Origin of the sequence: Porphyromonas pasteri, assembly GCF_014647755.1 — a bacterium.
GTDB classification, from domain to species: Bacteria; Bacteroidota; Bacteroidia; order Bacteroidales; family Porphyromonadaceae; genus Porphyromonas; species Porphyromonas pasteri.
The window spans coordinates 97,362-122,935 of sequence record NZ_BMPU01000005.1 but is presented as its reverse complement, the minus strand read 5'-3'; the positions used below and the strand labels follow the sequence as shown (position 1 = coordinate 122,935).

The 25,574-nt window shown below is 56.3% G+C and carries 22 protein-coding genes and 1 tRNA gene; 20 read left to right on the top strand and 3 right to left on the bottom strand.

Annotated features, from left to right (window positions below; all coding sequences use genetic code 11):
- The first annotated feature begins 78 nt into the window (after nt 1–78).
- The 8 genes from IEX77_RS07675 (at nt 79) to IEX77_RS07640 (ending at nt 9,349) form a co-directional block, all read left to right on the top strand.
- The gene (locus tag IEX77_RS07675; RefSeq protein ID WP_188808402.1) at nt 79–1,347 is read left to right on the top strand and encodes a hypothetical protein; all 1,269 of its coding nucleotides are present in this window, start codon (nt 79–81) and stop codon (nt 1,345–1,347) included.
- A gap of 60 nt (nt 1,348–1,407) precedes the next feature.
- Nucleotides 1,408–1,950, top strand: a complete 543-nt coding sequence (locus IEX77_RS07670) for an RNA methyltransferase (RefSeq protein ID WP_188808401.1) — start codon at nt 1,408–1,410, stop codon at nt 1,948–1,950.
- Nucleotides 1,947–2,642, top strand: a complete 696-nt coding sequence (mnmC2, locus tag IEX77_RS07665) for a tRNA (5-methylaminomethyl-2-thiouridine)(34)-methyltransferase MnmC2 (RefSeq protein ID WP_188808400.1) — start codon at nt 1,947–1,949, stop codon at nt 2,640–2,642. The genes IEX77_RS07670 and mnmC2 overlap by 4 nt, the downstream gene beginning before the upstream one ends.
- A 42-nt stretch (nt 2,643–2,684) precedes the next feature.
- A complete protein-coding gene (locus tag IEX77_RS07660) occupies nt 2,685–3,455 on the top strand; it encodes a YaaA family protein (protein ID WP_188808399.1) in 771 nt (256 codons plus the stop codon).
- Nucleotides 3,456–4,352: 897 nt separating this feature from the next.
- Entirely contained in the window at nt 4,353–5,429 is a 1,077-nt protein-coding gene (gene serC / locus IEX77_RS07655; RefSeq protein ID WP_188808398.1) for a 3-phosphoserine/phosphohydroxythreonine transaminase, read from the top strand.
- A 133-nt stretch (nt 5,430–5,562) separates the two neighbouring features.
- The gene (locus tag IEX77_RS07650) at nt 5,563–6,486 is read left to right on the top strand and encodes an NAD(P)-dependent oxidoreductase (protein ID WP_188808397.1); all 924 of its coding nucleotides are present in this window, start codon (nt 5,563–5,565) and stop codon (nt 6,484–6,486) included.
- A gap of 53 nt (nt 6,487–6,539) precedes the next feature.
- Entirely contained in the window at nt 6,540–7,787 is a 1,248-nt protein-coding gene (locus IEX77_RS07645; protein WP_188808396.1) for a DUF1015 domain-containing protein, read from the top strand.
- A gap of 104 nt (nt 7,788–7,891) precedes the next feature.
- Nucleotides 7,892–9,349, top strand: coding sequence for a fimbria major subunit (locus IEX77_RS07640; protein ID WP_188808395.1), 1,458 nt, complete (start codon nt 7,892–7,894; stop codon nt 9,347–9,349).
- A 936-nt stretch (nt 9,350–10,285) separates the two neighbouring features.
- On the opposite strand, the gene ruvC is transcribed toward IEX77_RS07640, so the two are convergent.
- Complete coding sequence (ruvC, locus tag IEX77_RS07635; protein WP_009432818.1) at nt 10,286–10,861, bottom strand: crossover junction endodeoxyribonuclease RuvC; 576 nt, start codon at nt 10,859–10,861, stop codon at nt 10,286–10,288.
- A gap of 40 nt (nt 10,862–10,901) precedes the next feature.
- Nucleotides 10,902–11,210 (bottom strand): DUF4286 family protein, encoded by a 309-nt coding sequence (locus tag IEX77_RS07630; protein ID WP_188808394.1) that lies wholly within the window; start codon nt 11,208–11,210, stop codon nt 10,902–10,904.
- Nucleotides 11,211–11,352: 142 nt separating this feature from the next.
- Between IEX77_RS07630 and IEX77_RS07625 the strand changes: the two genes are divergently transcribed.
- The 10 genes from IEX77_RS07625 to IEX77_RS07580 all read left to right on the top strand — a co-directional run bounded on the left by IEX77_RS07625 (nt 11,353) and on the right by IEX77_RS07580 (nt 19,781).
- Nucleotides 11,353–11,426: transfer RNA gene (locus tag IEX77_RS07625), tRNA-Ala, on the top strand.
- 241 nt (nt 11,427–11,667) lie between these two features.
- Nucleotides 11,668–11,889: a hypothetical protein gene (locus IEX77_RS07620; RefSeq protein WP_188808393.1), complete on the top strand. Its 222-nt coding sequence runs from the start codon at nt 11,668–11,670 to the stop codon at nt 11,887–11,889.
- Between the two features lie 161 nt (nt 11,890–12,050).
- Entirely contained in the window at nt 12,051–12,470 is a 420-nt protein-coding gene (locus IEX77_RS07615; RefSeq protein WP_188808392.1) for a 6-pyruvoyl trahydropterin synthase family protein, read from the top strand.
- Nucleotides 12,471–12,545: 75 nt separating this feature from the next.
- Entirely contained in the window at nt 12,546–14,708 is a 2,163-nt protein-coding gene (locus tag IEX77_RS07610) for a S9 family peptidase (RefSeq protein ID WP_188808461.1), read from the top strand.
- Nucleotides 14,709–14,750: 42 nt separating this feature from the next.
- Nucleotides 14,751–16,040 (top strand): phosphoribosylamine--glycine ligase, encoded by a 1,290-nt coding sequence (purD, locus tag IEX77_RS07605; protein ID WP_188808391.1) that lies wholly within the window; start codon nt 14,751–14,753, stop codon nt 16,038–16,040.
- Nucleotides 16,041–16,162: 122 nt separating this feature from the next.
- Nucleotides 16,163–17,167 (top strand): DUF6427 family protein, encoded by a 1,005-nt coding sequence (locus IEX77_RS07600; protein WP_188808390.1) that lies wholly within the window; start codon nt 16,163–16,165, stop codon nt 17,165–17,167.
- A gap of 33 nt (nt 17,168–17,200) precedes the next feature.
- A complete protein-coding gene (locus tag IEX77_RS07595) occupies nt 17,201–18,304 on the top strand; it encodes a DUF2027 domain-containing protein (protein ID WP_188808389.1) in 1,104 nt (367 codons plus the stop codon).
- A 9-nt stretch (nt 18,305–18,313) separates the two neighbouring features.
- Entirely contained in the window at nt 18,314–18,769 is a 456-nt protein-coding gene (locus tag IEX77_RS07590) for a CYTH domain-containing protein (RefSeq protein ID WP_188808388.1), read from the top strand.
- Nucleotides 18,770–18,859: 90 nt separating this feature from the next.
- The gene (locus IEX77_RS07585) at nt 18,860–19,435 is read left to right on the top strand and encodes a superoxide dismutase (RefSeq protein ID WP_188808387.1); all 576 of its coding nucleotides are present in this window, start codon (nt 18,860–18,862) and stop codon (nt 19,433–19,435) included.
- A 148-nt stretch (nt 19,436–19,583) separates the two neighbouring features.
- The gene (locus IEX77_RS07580; protein ID WP_188808386.1) at nt 19,584–19,781 is read left to right on the top strand and encodes a hypothetical protein; all 198 of its coding nucleotides are present in this window, start codon (nt 19,584–19,586) and stop codon (nt 19,779–19,781) included.
- A 125-nt stretch (nt 19,782–19,906) separates the two neighbouring features.
- Here IEX77_RS07580 and gcvT read toward each other — a convergent pair whose 3' ends face one another.
- On the bottom strand, nt 19,907–21,001 hold the full coding sequence (gene gcvT / locus IEX77_RS07575; RefSeq protein WP_009432771.1) for a glycine cleavage system aminomethyltransferase GcvT: 1,095 nt from the start codon (nt 20,999–21,001) through the stop codon (nt 19,907–19,909).
- Nucleotides 21,002–22,242: 1,241 nt separating this feature from the next.
- Between gcvT and IEX77_RS07570 the strand changes: the two genes are divergently transcribed.
- A complete protein-coding gene (locus IEX77_RS07570; protein ID WP_188808385.1) occupies nt 22,243–24,120 on the top strand; it encodes a heavy metal translocating P-type ATPase in 1,878 nt (625 codons plus the stop codon).
- Nucleotides 24,121–24,514: 394 nt separating this feature from the next.
- Nucleotides 24,515–25,567, top strand: a complete 1,053-nt coding sequence (locus tag IEX77_RS07565) for a hypothetical protein (protein ID WP_188808384.1) — start codon at nt 24,515–24,517, stop codon at nt 25,565–25,567.
- The last annotated feature ends 7 nt before the right edge of the window (nt 25,568–25,574 follow it).

Sequence of the window (25,574 nt, the reverse complement as noted above, 5' to 3'; positions counted from 1 at the left end):
TGGGTGAGTGTTTGTATCTTTGACTTGATGCTTCGCCCCGTGCTGACAGTATGCGATATGAACGAAGCGGATAAGACAATGAGAAAGTATTGGTTAGTGGCAGTGATGCTCTTGACACTTTGCTGGGGAGCAGAGGCCGAGCGTGAGCGAGTGCATACCCTCGATTCTCTTGGACGAGAGCGTGACGAGCTACTCGTAGAGGTCAAGACCCTCCAGGAGAATACCCTCCGTCGTGTCAAGGGAGCATCGCCTGTGCTGGCGGATCGGCTCGTCTATGAGATGCATAAGGGGATCACCGCGTGTCGCTATAGCCTGAGTAAGATAGCCACTGCGATCGAAGAGGAGCTGTATGAGGGTAGGCAGGTCTCCGAAGAGGAGCATCAGCTCGCCCAGAAGCGTATCCCGTATGCGGACGTGGGGCTTGCCTATGAATGTATCGCCCCAGAAGTGAGGGAGCATGAGGTGAAGGTATATGCCTCCGAGCAGCTCTACAAGCCCTTCTATCCCTATATCTCGAAGGAACTCTCTGACTTCATCGAATTGGAGCGGGTGGATTGGGTGATGGATGGGCCTTATGCTCTGAGAATTTCTCCGAGCAAGTCGTACCCGACAGAGGCAAGCTATATCGCCGGACTCGAGCGCTATATCCAGGCGTATCCAGATAGCCGCTATCTTGCTGGCTCGTACTTCAAGCGTGGGGACGAGTGGCTTGGTGTCAGCGGGGTGCTCGATCTCTACAACAATGGCTCCACGCTATTCATATTTAGGAGTGATGATAACCTTGATCGCTTCCGGAGTGAGCATACTTGGCGCGTCCTCAAGGAGTATCTGACGCTTCTCCCGAAGGGAAATCTACTGCCCGTAATCAAGGAAATTCTCAAGACGGATTATCGTCATCAGAAGGCCGTAAGGGATCGCCTCGATAGGTGGCTCGAGCTGTTGGCGTCTCGGCGTGTCGTGATGCCTCATAGACCTACACCAAAGGCGACGAAGGGGAGAGTGGAGCTGGCGCATCGTAGTGCTCAGAAGATGAGTAAAGAGCTGGCGAAGCTCATCTCTTTACAGAATAGCTCTGAAGAGTCATGTACTCTGGAGGAGGAGTCGATCGCTTATGACCCTCGTGAGAAGATGCTCTCCGTGTGCGTGACCTTCTCGTGGCCCAATCGGGATGACGACACTTCTCCCCATGAGCTCTCTGGGCTCTTGGTTGTCTATCCTTCGACAGATGGCTCTCAGAGAGGGCGAGCTCGCTTCTACTATGATAGGTGCAGCCGCTCTCTGATGAATATCTTGCCTGCTACGGCCTTGCAGAAGCTCGCGGAAGGCTATGAGATCACGCTCAAGTAGTCGGCCATAATCAGGAGATAGAAGTAGGGGATACGTGGGAGTTCACTACTTTTGCAGGCAATGAAGAAGCTAAAGATCACGGAGATGGAGCGCCTCACGACAGAGGCCTTCCGTCGTGAAACGAAGCTCCCCATCGTCGTCGTCCTTGATGATGTGCGGAGTATGAATAATGTCGGGTCAGTCTTCCGCACCGCTGATGCCTTCCGTCTGGAGGGGCTCGTCCTCTGCGGGATCACGGCTCGTCCTCCCCATCCTGATATTCACAAGACTGCCCTCGGTGCTGAGGATTCGGTCGAGTGGATTTATGCCGCCGACAGCGTCGAGGCCGTCCGCGAGCTTCGTGCGGCAGGCTACGAAGTCCTGGCGCTGGAGCAGGCTCACGACAGCGTGTCGCTGGAGACCTTCGTCCCTCAGCCTGGGATGCGCTATGCCCTTGTCTTAGGTAATGAGGTGCGCGGTGTGCGTGATGAGGTGATGGCCGAGGTCACGACCTCGCTGGAGATCCCCCAGCACGGCACGAAGCACTCCCTGAATGTCAGCGTCGCAGCAGGTATCGCCCTCTGGCAGCTCGCTGCGCCTTTGCTCCCCACACTCAGCCGATGAGCCACGATGCTACGCCCCTTGTCGAGACGACCGAGGACGGGAGCATCACGCTCTTTGCCCCGACCTTTGGCGAACACTATCACTCGACGCATGGCGCCGTGCAGGAGAGCCTACATATATATATAGGTATGGCGCTCGAGGAGCGTCTCCGTGCGGAGCGAGGTGCGACGGAGCCCCTCAGACTCTTCGAGGTCGGCTTCGGCACGGGACTCAATGCACTCCTCACTTGGCAGCGAGCCGAGGCAGAGCGCAGGCCCGTACATTACTATTCCATCGAGAAATATCCCGTCGGCCCCGAGGTCTACGAAGCCCTCCACTATGAGGGTGTGACGGGGCCACTGGATCCGGCCGAAGCCCTGCGTGCACTCCATACCGCTCCGTGGGGCGAGGCGGTGGCGCTTAGTCCCTTCTTCACCATCGAGAAGCTCCACGGCGACCTCACCGAATGCACCTTCCCCGAGGGGCTGTCGGTCATCTATTACGATGCCTTCTCCCCCGAGAGCCAGCCGGAGCTATGGGCAGAGGAGCTCTTCGCTCGCCTCTTCGCTGTCGCCCTCCCCGAAGCCGTCCTCACTACCTACTGCGCCAAGGGCGAGGTGCGCCGTCGTCTCCAGCGTGCGGGCTTCCTCGTTGAGCGCCTCCCTGGCCCTCCAGGGAAGCGTGAGGTGCTACGTGCTCGTGTGCCGAGGTAGCCTCTAATATCGTTCTCTCTTATCCCTCCGCTTGTCCTGCGTATGTTCCTACTTATCTCCCCCGCCAAGACCTTCGCGACAAAGGCTAAGGTGCCTCGTGGTCTCACGATGACCTCGCCCCGCTTCCTCGAGGAGGCGCGCACGATCATGGCCTCTGTCCTTCGCCTCAGCCGTGAGGAGCTTGCCTCGATGCTCCAGCTCAGCCCCAAGCTCCGTGACGAGGTCTATGCCCGTCTGCGCACCTTCTTCGATCCCGAGGTCACCGAGATGCCCGCAGCGCTGAGCTACACGGGGATGGTCTTCCGTAAGCTCTCGCCCTCTACGTTCACAGCGGAGGACTGGGCTTATGCTGCCGAGCATCTGCGCATTACCTCCTTCGTCTACGGGCTGCTCTCGCCCGAGACGGCTATTCGCTACGACCGTATGGAGGGTGCGGTACAGCTACCCGATCTCTTCGATGGGCGACTCTTCGACTACTGGCGTGACCGCCTGACGCCCTGCCTCATTGAGGAGGTGAAGCGTGCTGGCGGTACGCTCCTCTTTCTGGCGAGTGACGAGATGCGCGGGCTCTTCCACTGGGCGGAGGTCGAGCGTGCCGTGCGTGTCATCACGCCGACCTTCCTCGTGCGCCAGCCTACGGGACGCCTCAAGCAAATCGTCGTCTACACGAAGATGGCGCGTGGGGCGATGGCGGGCGAAGTCATTCGTCAGCGTCTCGAGGATGAGGAAGCCCTACGTATGCTCACTCCCGAGGGCTTCGTCTTTACGCCCGAGGAGTCGACCGATCGCGACTGGACATTTGTCTTAGGCTAAGCCCTTCACCTCGCATATCCATAGGAGGGCTAAAAAGCACCCAGCAGATAGACACGATGCAGTCTATCTGTTGGGTGCTTTTATTTATGCCTGTCGGGTGCGTGGGTAGAGCTATATAGGATGGCGAAGAAAGCTATACAGCTTTGTGAAGTGACCTATATATTAGGTTGTTGGTCCGCGTAGGGATAAAAGTTGCGGACGCGTGGCAAATAAGTTTGGGCTACGTACGTGGCCGATAAATCTACGTACGTGGATATTTGGATTTACGTACCTGGTCTTTAAGACTACGTGCATAGGCAGAGGAAAACCACTACGTGAAGGCGCTTTTTCCTTCACGGGAACAGCACTTTTCCCCCCGCTGGATAAGAGGAATACGCGCGATAAAGCGAAGAGCTTGCGTATCGCTTCGGAGAGGTGTATCGGGGAGCTGGGCGTGCGAGACCTTAGCACCCCAAATAGAGGGCAGGACTCGCGGCAACAGTCTCAAGTGGCTCGAAGGACCGAACTAAGGGCGCGAAGAAGGGGGCGGTTGATGCGATCAGCCGACTTCGCTTCGAGCGAAAGTGAGCCGCCGAGAGGTAGGTATTCTCTGTCGTTTGTCTTGACTTGGGAGTGCGATATGGGGGATAGGGTGGTGCTTATCCTGTCAATATCACACACCGAAGTGGCGGGGAAGGAGAGTGCGAGTGCGCATCATTAAGTATTTTATTAAGCTATCTTCTAATGCTTTATCTGGGGTGCTTCCGAGGGGGTAAATAAAAGCTAAGCAAAGGGCTTGTTATTCATCTTTTTATTGATAACTTTGCTACGAGCAGAGGCGATGATCGCAGCGTGCAGGTCGCCAGCTGCTCGCGTATAGACGCACCTATAAATATTCATCCACAAATATCTGCTCTTATGAAGAAGCACAATTTCTCGGCTGGGCCATCGATCCTCGACGAGAGTGTAATCAGAGATGCTGCTTGTGCAGTCCTTAACTACCAGGGCACTGGCCTCTCTATCCTCGAAGTTTCTCACCGTGCTAAGGAATTCTCCGCAACGATGGAGGAAGCACGTAACCTCATGAAGGAACTGCTCGATGTACCCGAGGGGTACGAAGTGCTCTTCCTCGGTGGTGGTGCCAGCCTGCAGTTTGCACAGGTTCCTATGAACCTCCTCAAGAAGAAGGCTGCCTACGTCGATTCAGGTACGTGGGCAAATAAGGCTGCTAAGGAAGCTAAGGCCTTTGGGGAAGTTGTCACCTTCTCCTCTAAGGATGACAACTACATCTGGTACCCCAAGCCATGGGAAAAGAATGAGGTACCCGATGACGTGGACTACCTCCACATCACGAGCAATAACACGGTCTATGGTACGGAGCTCCGCTACGATCCCGATGTCAAGGTCCGTCTCGTAGGGGATATGTCTTCTGACATCTTCACGCGTCCTGTCGATGTATCTAAGTACGACCTCATCTATGGTGGTGCTCAGAAGAACATCGCTCCTGCTGGTGTTACCTTCGTCATCGTACGTCGCGACGCTGTAGGTCACATCGAAGACAATCGCATCATCCCCACGATGCTGAAGTACGACACGCACTTCAAGGACTCTATGTACAACACGCCTCCTGTCTTCCCCGTCTACGTAGCTCTGCAGACGATGAAGTGGTACAAGGAGCTCGGTGGTGTCAAGGTCCTCGAGCAGATGAACCTCGAAAAGTCAGCTCTGCTCTACGATGAAATCGACCGCAACCGCCTCTTCCGCGGTACCGTCAATACCGAAGACCGCTCGATCATGAACGTATGCTTCGTCCTCAACGACGAGTACAAGGAGCTCGAACAGGAATTCTACGACTTCGCAGTATCTCGCGGTGCATACAGCTTCAAGGGCCACCGCTCTGTAGGTGGCTTCCGTGCTTCTCTCTACAACGCTCTGCCTAAGAGCAGCGTCCAGTTCCTCGTCGACCTGATGAAGGAATTCGAGCGTAAGCACTAAGCTTCCCTCGCTTTAAGAAGATAAACGTAACGGCACAGACCACCCCGACCCTCATCGCTGTGGGCGAAGAGTGGTCTGTGCCGTCGCTTATCTCTATCCCATCTCGCACGCTTCAAATACACATCTATACATCATGTCAAAGGTTCTTATTGCCACCGAAAAACCCTTCGCTGCTCCCGCAGTAGCTGGTATCAAACAAATCCTCACCGAAGCTGGCTTCGAAGTAGTCCTCCTCGAAAAGTACACGACTAAGGCCGAGCTCCTCGCAGCTGTCGCCGATGTCGACGCCATCATCATCCGTAGCGACATCATAGATGCCGAGGTCTTCGACGCTGCTAAGCAGCTCAAGATCGTCGTCCGCGCTGGTGCCGGCTACGACAACGTAGACCTCGAGTCCGCTACCGCTCACGGCGTATGCGTGATGAACACTCCTGGGCAGAATGCTAACGCTGTAGCTGAGCTCGTCTTCGCTATGCTCCTCTTCTGCGTACGCAACCGCTTCAACGGCACCTCTGGTACCGAACTTAAGGACAAGAAGCTTGGCCTCCTGGCTTATGGTAACACGGGCCGCAACGTAGCTCGCATCGCTAAGGGCTTCGGCATGGATATCTATGCTTACGACCCCTTCACGCCTGCTGAAGTCATCGAGAAGGAAGGTGTACACGCTGTCGCCAGCCAGAAGGAGCTCTTCTCTACCTGCGACATCGTCTCCCTCCACATCCCCGCTACACCTGAGACTAAGGGCTCTATCGGCCGCGAACTCGTGAGCCTCCTGCCTAAGAAGGGTATCCTCGTGAATACCGCTCGTAAGGAAGTCATCAACGAACCCGAGCTCATCGCCCTCCTCAAGGAACGCGAAGACCTCCGCTACTTCGCAGATATCCGTCCAGGCGCTCACGAAGAATTCGAAGCTGCTGCTGGCGAACGCTACTTCTCGACCCCCAAGAAGATGGGTGCTCAGACGTCTGAAGCCAACACCAACGCTGGTCTGGCTGCTGCTCGTCAGATCGTCGGCTTCATCAAGGAAGGCAACGAACGCTTCCGCCTGAATAAGTAGTCCGACTACCTTACGTCACTATCTTCCCACCTTAGATAATAAGACTTACCTCCATGGCTATCATCAAACCTTTCCGTGGTATCCGTCCTCCCCAGGACCTTGTAGAGCGTGTAGCTTCTCGTCCATACGACGTACTCAACAGCGAAGAAGCCCGTGCTGAGGCTGAAGGCAATGAGATGTCTCTCTATCATATCATCCGCCCCGAGATTGACTTCCCTGTGGGCACCGATGAGCACGAAGAGAAGGTCTACCAGAAGGCTGCTGAGAACTTCCGCCTCTTCCGTGAGAAGGGCTGGCTCGTACAGGACGCTAAGGAGAACTACTACGTCTATGCCCAGACGATGAATGGCAAGACGCAGTACGGTCTCGTCGTCTGCGCCGCTGTAGAAGACTATATGAACGGTGTCATCAAGAAGCACGAGCTTACCCGCCGCGATAAGGAAGAAGACCGCATGAAGCATGTCCGCGTGAACAACGCTAACATCGAGCCCGTCTTCTTCGCCTACCCCGCGAAGGATGAGATCAATAAGATCGTCGCTAAGTACACCAAGGAGAAGCCCGTCTATAGCTTCATCGCTCCTCTCGATGGCTTCGGTCACGAGTTCTGGATCATCGATGATGCTGCCGACATCCAGCGCATCACGGAGCTCTTCGCAGAGATGCCCGCTCTCTACATCGCTGACGGCCACCACCGCTCTGCGGCTGCTGCCCTCGTAGGTGATGAGAAGCGTAAGCAGAACCCCAACCACACGGGGAACGAAGAGTACAACTACTTCATGGCTGTGTGCTTCCCCGATGACCAGCTGACGATCATCGACTACAACCGCGTAGTCAAGGATCTCAATGGCCTGACGAAGGAAGAACTCCTCCAGAAGCTGGAGAAGAACTTCATCGTCGAGGACAAGGGTACGGAGATCTATACGCCTAAGGGGCTGCACAACTTCTCCCTCTACCTCGGGGATCACTGGTATTCACTCACGGCTAAGCCCGGTACGTACGATGACAACGACCCCATCGGCGTGCTTGACGTGACGATCTCTTCTAACCTCATCCTCGATGAGATCCTCGGCATCAAGGACCTCCGCTCTGACAAGCGTATCGACTTCGTCGGCGGTATCCGTGGCCTTGGCGAGCTGAAGAAGCGCGTCGATAGCGGTGAGATGAAGTTTGCTCTTGCACTCTACCCTGTCTCTATGAAGCAGCTGATCGATATCGCTGACTCGGGCAATATCATGCCTCCTAAGACGACGTGGTTCGAGCCTAAGCTCCGCTCAGGTCTCATCATCCACGAGCTCGTCTAAGAGACTGCCCCTCCCTTTCGCTCCAGCCCCCGAAGTCGTCCCTCCTGGGAGTTCTTCGGGGGCTGTTGCTTTTTCCCTTCTTTTACCACCAAAGCGCATCCATCATGAGCTACACATTACCCCTTGGTGCGCCTATGCGGCGCGCCCTTTCCTTGTCCCTCTCCCTTCTGCTTCTCGCTGGCTGTAGTGCCCGAGATAATGGCTTGCCTCTGCCTAAGCCCCAGCCTAAAGAAGGCTCGTCTACCCTGCACCTCTCGGTGCGTGCCCCACGGAGCATTGCCCTGCGCGGACTCGACGAAGAGGATCCGATGCTCCAGATCTCCACGCTTCACTTTGCCTTCTATTCGGAGGCGACTCAGCTCTCCACCCAGCTTCGTGAGGTCAAGGTTACCTCGGCAGACCAGCTGAAGGACATCAATCTCTCCCTGCCCGAGGGGGCTTATAAGCTCGTCGTCGTGGCGAATGCCACCCGCCCGCTGCTGGAGCAGATAGCTATCGGCCGTCCGCTGAGCGCCGTCTCGGGCTATATGACCTTGTTCGTAGATGGGCTCTCTACTGCTTCGGGCTCTAAGCTCACCGTCTCCCAGCTCAATGAGCAGGGGGCGATCTCGGTGCCTGCCTCCGCCTTCGGTGCTTCGACCCCTCAGCTGCAGGTGACTCTGGAGCCAGCTCTCGCACGCGTCTTCGTCTATGGTGAACCCGAGCTCCCCTCGGGTGTCACACGGGGGAGTGCTCCTGCAGACTATCTGGTGACGGGTGTCACGCGCTATACGGCACCACTCCGTCCGCTGGGACTTCTACGCTCGGGTGCCAAGGAGACGGCTGGCGATGGTTCGCCTGCTGCAGACCGCTATCCCTCGAGCTACCTCTATGAGAAGTGGTCGACTGCAGCTCCGACGAACTTCGGCGAGTACCTCGCTCACTATACTCAGGACATGATCCTCGGGAAGACATCGGTAGTGCTCCCACGTGCTGCCTTCCTCGCGAATGAAGCTGCCTTCGATGCGGCACGTAAGAGCCAGCCTTATTACATCCGCGAGACGACCGTGCCTCCTACGGCTTACCTCGTTGGTGGCGTCCCCACGGTCATCCTGCGCTTCCCCTATATCCCTGTGGGGCTTAGCCTGCAGGGCGATGAAGGCTGGTTCAGCTTCGATGGCTTGTACTATGCTGAGCATGAGCTACGCCAAATCATCAAGACGGGGAAGGCGGATAATGCACGTCTCCAGCAGGCTGTCCAAGAGGCTGCGCTGACGGAGGGCTCGCTGTCTGCACCCTTCGAGTCGCATGGTATCAGCTTCCACCATCGTGGCTACTGCTACTATACGATCCCCATCCGCCACTTCGATGATAGCGAAGCTCCCGAGAAGACAGCGCATGGGCGCTACGGGCTGGTGCGTGGCAATGAGTACCGCATCCACCTGACGCGCATCCTGCGCCCAGGCTCTGCACTGCCCCCTGATCTGTCGAAGGATCAGCGCCCGCTGACCGAGGAGCGTGACCTGCGCTCCGTCGTGCATGTGAGGCCTGTCGTCACCCGTTCGCATGAGGCGCATCTGTAGTCGCTCCCCTCTATCTACCCACTAAGGACTAAGCCCCGCACCATAGATCAGTTATGGTGCGGGGCTTTGCTATGGATCGTGGTGATGAACTATGTGCGGTGTCGGGACGTTATAGATAGAAAGCGGCCTCAGCTCGGAAGGAGGAAGAGCTGAGGCCGTACAATCCATGTGTATTTGTCAGGCGCTGGTCCGGTGAGGTGACCGTTAGATTTGAGGCACGATAAGATTGCTTCGAATTGGTATAACAAAGGTGTGAAGTTTCTTGCGTAAAAGCAAGCAATTTCGCGCCGCCGAAAAACTTTAATCTCCCTTTACAAGTGTCCTCACGGATAACCAGAAAAAGGTGGGTTGAATAGTAAAAAGGATGGGGTATCTCCATCCTTTTTTACGCTTTGCATCAGCGAGATAGGGCGATATTTTGCTCGGAAGATACTAAAATATTTAGTGAAGGGTGTCCCAGCTTCATCGAATGGATGGAGTTGGGCTTTTCTATTGTGAGGGGATGGGAGCTCCACGGAGTCCCCCCCCCTTCTTGCTCGTGATTTGCTGGGCTAAAATGCCCCTTGCTTTCGGTGCTCTACGTGAAGGAGATATACGTCTTTGCACTGAGGGAAAGGTAACCCGTATTAGTCTCTCGTCGGACCTATATTGGTCGGTGAGTGAATCTATATTGGTCAGCGTGCAAACCTATATTGGTCGATGATCGGACCAGTACTGGTCACGCGTCGAACCAGTATTGGTCAGCGCGCGAAGCAGTACTGGTTACTATAGGTGACCAGTACTGGTCAGCTCATCGACCAGTACTGGTCGCACCACCCCCTTCTCAGAGTGCGGTGTGAAGCGTATGTATATGAGGGGATTGTGCGTGATGCTTTGCGCGGGTAGATTGGGCGCAGAGCTGGTGGTGTTCTCGGGAGAGAGGATGGGGATGCGGGGCTATTTCTTCAGCCCCTTGATGCGGGAAGGGTTCTGCTTGACGAAGTCTGCCCAGTTCTTCGTGGCGCCCGCTGAGGCGGAGCGTAGGGGAGAGGAGGTGAGGAAGTGGTGGCAGAGGGCGGCTGCGAGGCCGTCGGTGGCGTCAAGTTCGCGGGGCATCTGATCCTGCGGGATCTTTAGGTAGCGCTGTACCATGCCTGCGACTTGCTCCTTGGAGGCAGCGCCGTTCCCTGTGATGGCCTGCTTGATACGCATAGGGACGTATTCGGTGATGGGGATGTCGCGCGTGAGGGCTGCTGCCATCGCCACACCTTGGGCGCGGCCGAGCTTGAGCATACTCTGGACGTTCTTCCCGAAGAAGGGGGCTTCGATAGCCAGCTCGTCAGGGTGGAATTCATCGATGAGGCCCTGCACCCGCTCGAAGATGCGCTTGAGGCGGAGGTAATGGTCCTCGTACTTGCTGAGGCTGATGACCCCGAGAGCCAAGAGACGTGCCTCCTGCCCACGGACCTCGATGAGGCCGTAGCCCATGACGATGGTCCCAGGGTCGATACCCATGATGATGCGCTCTGACATAGCTGCTCCTTATATTATGGTATAGTTCGCTGGCAGGTGATTAGTCGACCACATGCATGATCGTGCTGAAGCCTAAGACCGCTTCGCCGAACTGCTTGGTGAGGAGATCGGCCAGGTGGAGCCCCGTGTTTGAGAGGATGTCCTGTAGGTGCACCTCGCCCTCGGCGTAGAAGTGCAGGGCATAGGAGAGTGCCTCGGGGTGCTCTTCGTGGGGTACGATGCGGTGCAGGCGGGGGTGCTGCACGAGGCTATCAGCATGGAGTGCAGGGAGGTAAACCTCACGCATGAATGCGAGGAAAGCCTGCTGAGTCTGAGGGGTAAGGACGAAGGTCGTATTGTATAGGATCATCGGGATCGTCGTGGGAAAAGAGGGTGGTGAGTACGAGATTTTTTTCGCTCTCTTATTGAGGCAAAGATACTTTGAAATAAAATATTTACTACCTTTGCACCGACAATGGAGATCAAGCGGATCTCGTCACACTTATATATATGGGGTATTAGCTCATCTGGCTAGAGCGCGACACTGGCAGTGTCGAGGTGAGCGGTTCGAGTCCGCTATACTCCACGCAGCTCTGAGGGTGCTTCCAGCCCCTTGTCTGTATAATACTGCGAAGGCGCACAGGAGGTTGCCTAATGAGAAAAAGGCCCTCAACGACGCTTGTCTGCGGGTGGATAACGGAAGAAATCCCCTGCGATCACGGTAGCTTAACGTCTAGGTTTATTGCCGAAACGGATTGTTGCCGTATATTTGCAGTGTTATTCATTACGAATTCGAAATCAATAACTAATTAACGTAAGAAAGAAAGATGAAGAAGTTTTTCGCATTCGCATTTGTAGCTGTAGCAGCTGCTTTTGCTTCATGTGCAGGTAACAACGAGCAGAACGCTCAGGACTCTACGGCTAAGGACAGCGCTACGATGGTTGAAAGCGTAGTTTCTACGGTTGACAGCGCTGCTGGCGTTGCTGGCGCAGCTATCGACTCAGCTGCTTCTGCAGCTAAGGCTGCTGTTGACTCTATGGCTAAGTAAGCATAGGTCCGACCTACTGATTAGCCACGGGCACGATGTCTCCCTCGGAGATGTCGTGCCCGTGCGCCATTATAGGGGTCGAGGTGCCCTGCCTCTGGGTGGTCTTCGCCCTTTAGGCTATGGGCAAGATGCCGTATCTTTGTATAGCTAATAGGATAGATATGATCACAGTAGAGCGCTACCACGATATCAGTATGGGCCACCGTGTCGTCGGGCACGAGAGCAAGTGCCGTCATCTGCACGGGCACAACTATCGCATCCACTTCGTCTGCACGGCTCCCGAGCTGGATGGGGTAGGGCGCGTCATTGACTTCTCCGAGATCAAGGAGCGTCTGTGCCAGTGGCTTGAGGAGCACTGGGACCACAAGATGGTGCTCTGGGCTGAAGACCCGCTGCTCCCCGAGCTACGCCGTCTAGTGCCCGAGGATCTGTGCGTCGTCCCCTTCAATCCCACAGCAGAGCAGATCGCCATGCACCTGGTCTCCGTCGTCGGGCCTCAGCAGCTCGAGGGTACGGGGATTACGCTCGTGGCATGCCGTGTCGAAGAGACCCGCAAATGCTCCGCTTCGTATCAGCTTTAGTGCCCCAGAGAAGCCGGGACATTGACTATCTTTGTAGATACGATCGACTACTACTCACACTATAACTAAGCAATGATGAACATCCGTACGTTAGCTTTACTTGCTATGGCGACCACCACCCTTGCGGTGACTGAGCTTCCCGCGCAGGAGCAGCACCGTAGCCCCACCCTCGAAGAATATACGCTCGGCTCGCCCAAGGCGCTCCGTCGTACCTCGCTCCGCTCCCTTCGCTGGCTCGGTAGCGACTACGTGTACATCGATAGCACGCGCCTCGTGATCGGCACGCCGACAGCCGCTCACCCAGAGAAGACCCTGCTGAGTCAGGATGAGTTCCTCGCGATCATCGGCGAGGCGACAAAGGGCGCGGGGGCAAAGTACTTCACGCCCTTCTCCGTCGTAGATGAGGGGCTCCTCATCCCCTTCGGCAAGAAGCATTACCTCATCGATCCACAGACGAAGAAGCAGCTCGCAGCCTTCGAGCGCGCTGGCCGTGCTGAGCAGGCCTTCGCTCTGGCTCCTCGTGCTAAGCACGCTGTGGCTGTACGAGACAACAACCTCTTCCTCCTCCTCCCCGATGGCTCGTCGAAGCAGCTGACGACCGATGGCACGCCCACCCTCGTCTACGGGCAGAGCGTGCATCAGAATGAGTTCGGGATCCATGGCGGGCTCTTCTGGAGCCCCGACGGGAGCCGTCTGGCCTTCTATCGTATGGACCAGAGCATGGTCTCTGCCTATCCCCTCGTACATACCAATACCCGCAAGGCTACCGAGGAGAAGCTCTACTATCCCATGGCCGGTATGCCCAGCCACCACGTGACCCTCGGGATCTATGACGTGGCTTCGGGGAAGACCACCTACATCAAGACGGGTGAGCCTAAGGAGAAGTACCTGACGAATATCTCTTGGGCTCCCGACAGCAAGACGGTCTACATCGCAGAGGTCAACCGTGAGCAGAATCACATGGACCTCAAGGCCTACGACCCTGCTACGGGCGACTACATCAAGACCCTCTTCTCGGAGCACAACGATAAGTACATCGAGCCCCAGTGGCCTATGCGCTTCATCCCTGGGCGTGATAAGGAGTTCGTCTGGCAGACACGCCGTGACGGCTACACGCACCTCTATCGCTACAATGTCGATGGGAAGCTCCTCGGGCAGATCACCCGTGGCGAGTGGGAGATCACAGACTTCCTCGGCTTCGCTGACGGCGGTAAGACCATCGTCTACAGCTCCACGCAGCTGAGCCCCATTGACCGTGTCATCGCTTCGGTCAGCATCGACGGTCGCAAGACGCGCATCCTCACCCCACAGGCTGGCTGGCACGTCGGGCAGCTCTCCCCTGACGGGAAGTACCTCCTCGACACGTATGAGTCGCTGAAGAACCCCACGGAGAACCGCCTCCTCTCGGTCGCTACGGGCAAGCCTATCGCTACCCTCTACCAGTCGAAGGATCCCGAAGCTGGCTTCATCAATCCTGAGATCACCTTCGGCACGATCAAGGCTGCTGACGGCGTGACGGACCTCCACTACCGCCTCCTCAAGCCTACGAACTTCGACCCTGCGAAGAAGTATCCCACGATCGTCTACGTCTACAATGGCCCTCACGCTCAGCTCGTGCAGAACCGCTTCCACGCAGGTTGCCTCGGCTGGGACCTCTATATGGCTACCAAGGGCTTCGTCATCTTCACCGTTGACGGTCGAGGTTCAGCCCACCGCGGGGCAGCCTTTGAGCAGGTCATCCACCGCCACCTCGGAAAGAATGAGATGGCCGACCAGATGAAGGGCGTAGACTTCCTCAAGAGCCTGCCCTACGTCGATGCCGGCCGCATCGGGGTCGCTGGCTGGAGCTATGGTGGCTTCATGACGACAAACCTCATGCTGACCTACCCCGATGTCTTCAAGGTAGGCTCTGCTGGTGGTGCCGTCACCGACTGGGCTCGCTACGAGATCATGTACGGGGAGCGCTATATGGATAGCCCGCAGGACAACCCCGAGGGCTACAAGGAGACGAACCTCTCCCTGCGTGCGGGCAACCTCAAGGGCCGCCTGCTCCTCATCCATGGTACCATTGACCCCACGGTCGTCTGGCAGCACACGCAGCTCTTCGTCGATGCCTGTGTCAAGGCTGGGACGTATCCAGACTACATGATTTACCCCGAACATAAGCATAACGTCCTCGGGGTCGATCGTGTCCACCTCAATTATACGATGGCGCGCTACTTCATGGACCACTTGTAGTCGCCCACTCGCCATCATCCTACTTATTATCTTATCAGTTGTATGAACATTCTTCTATTGGGCTCGGGGGGGCGTGAGCATGCCCTGGCATGGCGCATCGCTCGCAGTCCCCGTCTCTCGCAGCTCTTCATCGCGCCGGGCAATCCGGGCATGTCACTCTACGGTACGTGTATGCCGCGTATCGGGGTGACGGACTTCGCTGCCATCGCGGCCCTTATCCGTCGGGAGCATATTGAGCTCCTCGTCGTAGGGCCCGAGGTCCCCTTAGTAGAGGGGATCGTCGATTATCTGCATGGCGAAGCGGGTCTGACGGACCTCCTTATTGTGGGGCCCGATGCCAAGGGAGCTCAGCTCGAGGGAAGTAAGGACTTTAGCAAGGCGTTCATGCAGCGCTACGGTATCCCCACAGCGGCCTACCGTACCTTTGATAAGTCTACTCTTAGTGAGGCCATCGACTACCTCAAGACCCTCCAGCCTCCCTACGTGCTGAAGGCTGACGGTCTGGCGGCTGGTAAGGGCGTCATCATCAGCGAGAGCCTCGAGGAAGCTGAGCGTGAGCTGCGTGGGCTCCTCTCGGGACGCTTTGGATCTGCCAGCACGCGTGTCGTCATCGAGGAGTATCTCCATGGTATCGAGTGCTCGGTCTTCATCGCTACGGACGGCAGTGACTGGCGCGTGCTCCCTGTTGCTAAGGACTACAAGCGTATTGGCGAGGGCGATACGGGCTTGAATACCGGCGGTATGGGCTCTGTCTCTCCCGTGGTCTTCGCAGACGAAGCCTTTATGCAGCGTGTCGAGGAGCGTGTCATCCGCCCCACTATCGAAGGGCTGCGTGCCGAAGGTATCGACTACCGTGGCTTCATCTTCGCTGGGCTGATGAATGTCGGTGGCGACCCCTACGTCATCGAGTACAACTGCCGTATGGGCGACCCCGAGACCGAGTCGGTGATGCTGCGTATTGACTCCGACTTCGTTGATCTCTTGGAGCGTATGGCTCGTGGCCATCTCGGCGACTACCATCTCGAGGAGTCCTCTCAGTATGCTGCTACCGTCGTCCTCGTCTCCGAGGGCTATCCCGAGAGCTACGCTAAGGGGATCCCCATCAGTTATCCCCACGCACCGACCTTCGACTCGCTGCTCTTCCATGCCGGTACCTCGCGCGATGACTCGGGTCATCTCGTGACCTCGGGTGGGCGTGTCCTCACCGCCAGCTGCTTGGGCTCAACCCTCGCCGAAGCGCTGGAGCGCTGCTACAAGCTCGCTGATCGCGTGCAGTACACCGGTAAGACGCTCCGTCGCGATATCGGTCAAGACCTCCTGAAGCTTTCGTAGCTCCCACAGATAAAGATGCCTATGAGAAGGATGACTACTAACGGGTAGCGCCTTCTCGTAGGCATTTCTTTTCCCTCTCCTCGTGAGGGCTTCCCCGCCCTCCCACCAGCTATACCCTCGATATGTCTCGCTTCACCTCTTCGCGACAGCGTACCAATTGGCTGGAGTTCACCCTATGGCTCCTCACCTTCCTCCTTGTGTACCTCCTCCCACCTGCTACGGGTGAGGTAAGCGAAGGGGCGGGTGTCCTCGCGCCGCTACTTCCCGTGGCGACGGCATGGACCTATCGTCTGGCTGGGCTCTTGGTACTGGCGGGCTTCTCTGCCTTCGCTATCTATATCGGGGAATACTTCCTGCTCATCGAGCGTGTGGAGCGTCCACTGCTGGTGCTCTTCATGGTGGCGCTCTTCACGACGACGCCCTCTATGGGCATCCTCTCGGCGGGGGCACTTATCTTCCAGCTCCTCATCCTGCTCCTGAGCTTCGGCACGTATCAGGATACGCACCAGCCACGCGTCAGCCTCTTCATTGGGCTTCTCGTGGGTGTCCTCTCGCTGGTCTCTCCCGTCTACCTCCTACTGGTCCCCGTCATTATCTGGGGCCAATACCATCTGCGCTCCATCGCTTGGCGACCCATCATTGCGCTCCTCATCGGGGTGATCCTCCCGCTGTGGCTCTTTGTGCCCGTCCTCCTCTTGATGGGGAATGGGGCGCTGCAGGCCTATGGGGCTTTTGCGCTGAGAGCCTTCCCGCTCTCGATGCCCCAGGAGCTGAAGAGCTTTGAGGCCGTGCCGCTCGCCTCGTACGCCGTAGTGCTTGTCACCTTCTTCGTCGGCTACCTGCTCTATCGTCGTCGCTACTATCGGGAGAGTGTGCGGCACCGTGACCTCTTCTCGACGATGCAGCTCTATCCTCTCGTCCTCCTTCTCGCTGTGCCCTTCGTGGCTGGCGAATCGGCTGCACTCCTCCAGCTCACCCTGCTACCCATCGCCTTCCTCATCGCGCGAGGGATGGGTATGCTCCCGCAGCGTATGGCACTTGTCCTGCGCTCTATCCTTCTCGTCCTGCTCCTCAGCCAGTATCTCTATGCGCTGGGGTTCTTTGAGCTCTTTCGCCGGGTAGGCTAAGGCGCTCTGTCATTTCTACTATTCCTCTCCACTATGCATAACCCTAACAATGTACAGGTAGGGAGCCAAGTGCGCTTCCTCAATACGGTCGGGGGCGGGCGTGTGGCTCGCATCACCGCTGATACGGCTTGGGTCGAAGATGCCGATGGCTTCGAGATCCCCACTCCGCTCAAGGACTGCGTCGTCGTCGAAGCGGGCGACACCTTCATCCCTGAGATTCGCCCTCCGAAGATCATTCAGGAGAAGCTCCGTCAGGGGCGTACGGAGCCTGCTGCTCCCGCTCCCAGCGAGGTGCGTCGTCCCGCAGCTCCTGCACCTCGCCCTGCTCGTCCCCTACGTGCTGGTGAGGATGAGCTGACCGTACAGCTGGCTTTCCTCCCGCAAGATCGCGCTAAGCTCGGGCTGACGAACTACGAAGCCTACCTCGTCAACTACAGCGGCTTCACCCTCTACTACGTCTATCTGAGTGCCGTCGGTACGGGCTATAAGGTGCGCTCTACGGGTACGATCGAGCCTCACGGCGATGCCTTCTTAGAGGAGTTCGCCCCGGCTGATCTCAATGACCTTGAGCAGCTCGCCGTACAGCTACTTCCCTTCCACGATGGGGGGATCACGAAGCTACAGAACCCGCTCTCGGTGCGCCTCAAGCTCGACGTGACGAAGTTCTTCAAGCTCCATTCCTTCCGTCCCAACGACTACTTCACCGACGACGCGCTGATGCTCACCATCGTAGAGCGTGGCGCGGAGCAGGCCCAGCCCGAGGTGGACGCATCTGCTTTGGTCTCTGCCCTGCAGACGAAGAAGGAGGACAAGAAGCCTGCTCAAAAGGCTGCGCCCTCTGCCCCTCGCCGTGATGAGCCCCTCGTCGTCGACCTCCATGCTTCGGAGATCCTCGAGACGACGGCAGGTATGTCGAGCGCAGATATCCATGACTATCAGCGTGACTACTTCCACCGCACGATGCAGGAGCATATACGGGAGCGGGGCCGTAAGATCGTCTTCATCCATGGGAAGGGGGATGGTGTCCTCAGAGCCTCTATCGAGCGTGAGCTACGACGCAAGTACCCCACGTGCCGCTTCCAGGATGCGTCCTTCCAGGAGTACGGCTACGGCGCTACGCAAGTGACTATCGGCTAAGAGGCGGCTATGAAAGAGATCGAACGTAAGTTCCTCGTGACCTCGCTGGCTTTCCTCGCCGAGGCTACCGATGCTCTGCATATTGATCAGGGCTACCTCCACTCGACATGCCCCACGGTGCGCGTGCGTCGCCGTGGCGATCAGGGCTTCCTCACGCTGAAGACGCCCTCCGATGCCAAGGGGCTGGTGCGTGATGAGTACGAATATGAGATACCTCTGGCGGATGCCGAGGCACTTCTCGAGCTGTGCGGAGGGCACCGTCTGAAGAAGACGCGCTACCTCGTCCCCTACCACGGGCATACGTGGGAGGTCGACCTCTTCGCAGGTCATCTCGAGGGATTCTGTCTGGCGGAGCTGGAGCTGAAGAGCGAGGATGAGACCTTCGACCTACCGCCCTGGGTGGGCAAAGAGGTGACGGGCGACCCCCGCTACTACAATAGTGCGCTGGCCCGGAGCAAACAATAATGGACTTAATTGGGTTAGTTCAGTATAGGACAGGGCGAATGCCCTCCCTCATTTGTCCGATTTAATCACACCCAATAAACAATTGCACAGATGAAGTACGAACTCATCCAACTCCCTTACGCTCCCAATGCCCTCGAGCCTGCTATCAGCGCTGAGACCCTCTCTTTCCATCACGGTAAGCACCTCGCTGGCTATGTCAATACGCTGAACAGCCTCATCGAAGGCACGGAATATGCTGAGCTCCCTCTTGAAGAACTCGTTCGCAAGAGTGAAGGCGCTATCTTCAACAACGCAGGTCAGCTCCTGAATCACAACCTCTACTTCACGCAGTTCGGCCCCAACAAGGGTGGCCAGCCTACGGGTAAGCTCCTCGACGCTATCGTAGCTAAGTGGGGTAGCTTCGAGGCTTTCCAGCAGGAATTCCTCACGGCTTGCACCACGCTCTTCGGCTCGGGCTGGGCTTGGCTCGCTGCTAAGGCTGACGGCGAACTCGTCATCACGAAGGAGCCTAACGGTAGCAACCCTGTCGTCCAGGGCCTCCGTCCCCTCTTCGGTGTCGACGTATGGGAGCACGCTTACTACCTGAGCTACCAGAATCGTCGTGCTGACCACGTCAAGGATCTCTGGGCGATCGTCGACTGGGACGTCGTAGCCAGCCGCTACTAATCGTAGACGCTTCTTTTAATTCTCGATACTTCGCCCTCCGCTCGCCTCTTTGGGTGAGCGGGGGGCGAAGCCTTTTTATCGCGGGGCAAGGGCGGCAGTGCGGGAGAATTGTCGTAGCTTTGCCCGTGCAACAATTAATAGACACACTATGCAGCTGATCAAGAAGATTATCATCGGGCTTATCATCCTCGTCATCGTCGCAGCGGTCGTCTCGCTCTTCTTCCTTAATGAGGCACAGCGTATGATCGTCGGTATGGCAGCAGGCCTCGGCGTCATCAACCTCCTCGGCATCCTCTACTTCGTGCAGAAGAATGCCGACGGGCGGAGCGAGAAGCCCAAGCACTAAGGGATAGCCCCTACAGACAAAAGACAAGCCCCAGACGGCTCTCCCACCTCGCTCGGAGGTGCGATGAGCCGTCTGGGGCTTTTTCGTGTAGCCCGCATCCCGTGCAGGCTAAGAGAAGGGCAAGCTTAGTCGACGAGGCGCATGGGGGGCTTGACGACTTCGGCAGCGAGCTTACGGCCACGTACTACGATGTAGATAGGCGTGCCGATAGCGGAGAATTCCTTCTTCACATAGCCCATACCGATACCCGTCTTGAGGGTGGGGGACATGGTGCCGGAGGTTACTTCGCCGATGATGTTGCCGTCTGCGTCAGCGATCTCATAGTGTGAGCGGGGTACGCCCTTGTCAGAGAGCTTGAAGGCGACGAGCTTGCGCTTGATACCCTCGGCCTTCTGCTGCTCGAAGAATGCCTTGCTGGGGAAGTTCTTCTCGGGGATGAGCTTCGTGATCCAGCCGAGACCAGCTTCGAGGGGAGAGGTGGTGTCGCAGATATCGTTGCCGTAGAGGCAGAAGCCGACTTCGAGACGGAGCGTGTCGCGAGCGCCGAGGCCGATGGGGCGGATGCCTTCGGGCTTACCTGCTTCGAAGATAGCGTTCCAGATCTTCTCACCATACTGGGGATAGAAGTAGATCTCGAAGCCACCAGCACCGGTGTAGCCCGTGTTGGAGAGGATGACCTCAGGGCAGCCCGCGAAGGTGCCGACCTTGAAGGTGTAGTAGGGGATGGTAGAGAGGTCTACATCCGTCAGGCGCTGCAGGACCTGCTGTGCCAGAGGGCCCTGGATGGCGAGCTGACCGACGTTGTCGCAGCTGTTCTCGAGGATAGCGCCAGCGGCGTTGTGCGACTGACACCAAGCCCAGTCCTTCTCGATATTAGCGGCATTGACGACGAGGAGGTACTTCTCATCTTCGTAGTGGTAGACGAGGAGGTCGTCGACGATACCCCCCTGTTCGTTGGGGAAGCAGGTGTACTGGATGTCTCCGACCTTGAGCTTAGAGGCGTCGTTGGTGGTGATATCTTGGATGAACTGGAGGGCATTGGGGCCCTTGACCCAGAATTCCCCCATGTGTGAGACGTCGAATACGCCGACACCCTTGACGACGGTCATGTGCTCCTCGATGATCCCCGTAGGATACTCGATGGGCATATCATAGCCTGCGAACTCATGCATCTTGGCACCTAAGGCCTTGTGGATCTCGGTGAATGGAGTTGTCTTCATGTTGGTTGCTTTAATGTAGTTTGTGAGCTGTACTTGCACATCAAAGGTAAGGAGTTCTACGGAACTAACCTATATAGCTTGACATCCTAAAATATTATAGAAAAGAAGCCCCTTTCAGCCCACTTCGGTGGGTGTCGAAGCGCTGTCTGTCGTGCCCTCTGCAGGTGGTCTCTTTGTGTCTCTTGCGGAGGGCAAACTGCCGTGTCGTATAAGGCCGTTTGCCCTTCCTCCGTGAGGGGGTGGTGTGAACCTATATTGGTCGGCGGGCTGACCTATATAGGTCGATGGTATGTACCTATATTGGTCACGACGCGAACCTATATAGGTCAGCCCGTCGACCAATATAGGTTGCTCTCGAGGGTGAAGCAATAGGGCGGGTAGAGGTGAAGCAGTAGTTGTTTGCTCTCGAAGCACTATTGGTTTCGTATGCAAACTAATAGTGGTTTGCACCCGAAACCAATAGTGGTTTGACCCCCATACCAATAGTCGTCCGAGCACAGACCAATAGTGGTTCGCTTATTAGGGTGCGGTGGCTCGCCCACGAGATGCCCTCTCGAAGAGGTACGGTGGGGCATTTCTCCCTCCTCCGTGAGGGGGGGAGACTGAGCCCTCTCGGCTTGGGGGGATTAGTCGTTGTAGTAAGGGGGATTGCTCCGAATTAAAGGCGCCTTCTTAGGGGCTATCTCTTCGCTGTGTGCCGCAGGGGGGCAAATGCGACCAGTACTGGTCAGCGATCGGACCAGTACTGGTCATCCCTGGTAAGCAGTACTGGTCGCGACGTGAAGTAGTACTGGTCACTTTACCGACCAGTACTGGTCGAAAAACTGACCTTGTAGAGGGCTGTCGCACAGACTCTTGCGAGGGTCTTATTGTATATGGTAGATTATCCGTTCCTTTACATAGCGTAAGCTCTTCACGCGGGAGGACGCGTCCTCTCTATCAACTAAATCCACACGCTGCCCACACTCCACACGAGGTTTTCTACCTGAATTTGCAACCAAAGTGTTGCGCTTCGTAGTGGAAAATACATTATCATTTCTACTGTTAGAGTTGCCATAAAACATACTGTCTCGACCATACCTATATTCCGATGGTGCATTATCCGAAAGGAATTGAGTTGTATAGTGCCGATTATTATTAGAAGGTCTTTGCCCTGATTGCTGAAATAAGCGACACGACTGACTTTGCAACTTGGTAGCAGTTTTTATTCCGTACTTTTGCAGCGGATTAAATGATTGGTTATGGAAAAAGAACAAAAAATCAAAGTGATACGCATCATTACGAGCATCGTTTTGCTAATGGCGACATATATTCCGGCTATTCCGGAAGAGATTCACATCGGATTATGTGCCATCGCCTATGTCATAATCGGTGCGGACATCGTTTATGCCGCCTTGCGTAATTTGTGCAAAGGGCAGTTTTTGGGCGAGAGTTTCCTTATGACTATTGCGACCGTCGGAGCATTTGTCATCGGAGAATACCCCGAAGCAGTGGCAGTGATGATGTTCTATCAGATTGGGGAACTTTTCTCCGATATAGCGGTGGAACGAAGCCGGGCTTCGATTGCGGCATTGATGGATATCCGTCCGGATTATGCTAATATTGAGAAAGAGGGAAGTCTAACACGGGTGTCTCCATCGGATGTCCCGGTCGGTAGTATCATCGTAGTGAAACCGGGAGAGAAAATACCATTGGACGGAAAGATAATCTCCGGAAGTACGACTCTCGACACGGCGGCGTTGACAGGTGAAAGCCTTCCGCGTGAGGTTTCCGAAGGCGATACCGTTATCAGCGGAAGCCTGAATCTCACAGGTGTTCTGCATATCCGTACGTCGGCGACATTTGGAGAATCGACTGTTGCGAAAATCCTCGATTTGGTAGAAAATGCGGATACAGGCAAGGCGAAGAGTGAAAAGTTCATAACCCGTTTCGCACGCTATTATACACCTGCTGTCGTGGCTGTGGCTGCATTGCTCGCCTTGGTTCCGCCGCTGATTGTGGGCGGCGAATGGCTTGTCTGGTTAAACCGCTCTCTGATTTTCCTGGTGATTTCCTGCCCCTGCGCACTGGTCGTGTCTGTCCCGCTGACGTTCTTTGGCGGAATAGGTGGAGCATCAAGAAAGGGCATTCTCGTAAAAAGCTCCAACTATCTGGAAATGATGGCGCATATAAAAACAGTCGTGTTCGACAAGACTGGGACTCTGACAGAAGGCAATTTCTCGGTCACTGCCGTATATTCCCAAATGATGTCGGAGCATGAGCTTATAGAATTGGCTGCATTGGCGGAAAGTTTTTCTGACCATCCCTTGTCGGCATCGATACGGGATGCCTGCAATTTGCCATTGGACAAAACAAGAGTGACCGGTTATGAGAACATTGCAGGCGAAGGTGTCATGGCAATCATCGACAATCGTAAGGTTTATGCCGGAAACGAAAAACTTATGTCGCGTGCTGGTGTGTCTCCCCAGTCAAGCAAAAAGATAGGTACCATTGTCCATGTTGCCGTAGACAGCGTTTATATGGGACATATCGTCGTTTCCGATAACCTAAAGCCGCAATCCGCCGAGACCATCGCCAGGCTGAAAGCCTCCGGAGTTGGAAAAACAATCATGCTTACGGGCGACCGCAGTGATGTGGCTAAAGATATTGCCGGAAAAGTGAGCATAGATGAGTTCCATGCCGAACTGCTGCCGATAGACAAGGTGAGGTTTGTCGAGGCACTGCGCAAAGAACATGCTCGGTCTCCCATCGCTTTTGTCGGCGACGGCATCAACGATGCTCCGGTCATCAAACTTGCTGACATAGGCATTGCCATGGGGGCTGTCGGTAGTGACGCCGCTATTGAAGCGGCCGACATCGTATTGATGAATGATAATCCCATGAATATCGTCGAAGGGATGATGATAGCGCGCAAGACGTTAAGCATAGTGAAACAGAATATCGTATTCGCCATCGGCATCAAACTCCTGATGTTGCTGTTGGGAGCGTTGGGCGTTGTCAACATGTGGGCTGCCGTGTTTGCCGATGTAGGTGTTACCATACTTGCCATACTCAATGCGTTAAGGAGTATGCGTGTCAGCAATGTGCTCCCTCATATTGGACGATCGACCTCGGTGTGACCTATTATAGTGGAGTGCTCTATGAGCCCTATCGTATCCAGCGGCAGTGGTGAGTCGATGCTTCGGTGAGCAAGCGCATGGGCAACCTACGTGCTACGCTCTCCACCCGCGACCCCTTCAATACGAATACCGCCCTTACACTCCATCTAAATAGAGCCGAGGGGATAGCGAAGCCTGCTCGCTATCCCCTCGCTCGCTATCGCGAAGTCTCCCCGCATATCGTGAGGCGGCGCTTTTGCCTGCATCGAGTAGCCGTGACTCGGGAGCTTTGCGCACAGAGGGCGTGACAGCACGATATGTGCATTTTGTCTTAGCTTTGTAGTACCTATTATATATGTAGGGGCGCAGCCTCTCTCCCGAGAGCACCGCACCCCCATCTAATGATGTGACCGATATGAATAGAATCATCAGCCGCCTTACCGCCCTGTCGGCAGCAGCTCTTCTGATGCTGCCCAGTTGCCTTGGTAAGGGAAAGAACACCCCCGAATTCCCATCAATCAAGCCCCTCTCCACCCTCACGGGTAAGGTAGAGAAGCGCGTCATCACCCGCCTCTCTGCAGCAGGCACCGAAGAGGAGCGCACCGAAGAGGTCTACCGCCGTACGGGTGGCCTTCTGACGAAGGTCGTCTATGGCATCCCCGCTTCGGGGGGCAGTCTGCAGCCCATCGAGACGACGACGAATACCTACGACGAGCAGGGCTACCGCGTCAGCGAGGTCGTCGAGAAGCTCACCGCCACTGGCACGAAGGAGCGCACCGAGACGAAGTACACCTACCGCCCCTTCTCCCCGCAGGCCAGCTACGTCAGCAACTACAAGGAATATGACTCCCAAGGGCGTCTCGTCGCCGACGTGACGCATGAGCTCGAGGGCTCGCGCCTGAGCCGTGTCGTCCGCACCGTCTACGACTATTCTGCTGGAGGGGCTAATCCCAAGGAGACCGTCCTGCGCACGAACTACACCTACATGGACCCCATCATCGAGTCCCGCACCTTCACCCTCGTCACCGACCCTAAGGCTGTCGGCGGTACGGGTGCGCTCTACCACGAGCAGGCGCGTATGCGTGTAGACTACTACGGACGTAAGCTCTTCGAAGAGATCCACACCTTTGACACCTCGGTGGGCGTAGATAAGCAGGATCTCAAGAAGCCCAATGGCGCTACCGTCTCGACCTACACCTATGGCGATACGGGCGACATCGTCCGCGAGCTTCGCGAGACCCACGGCCCCCGTACGCAGGCTGAGTATGATGCCGACAAGGAGCACAAGCTCCCCCTGCTCAAGCTCATCGACCGCTACTACTACGAGGTGAAGTACACCCAGACCAATACCGAGGGCTTCCCCACGAAGATGGAGGTCACCGTCGAGAAGGGGGTCGCTAAGATGAAGACCACCTACACGGCGAATATCAGCTACACGTACTTCGCTGATCCCGCGCCTAAGAACTAATCCCCCT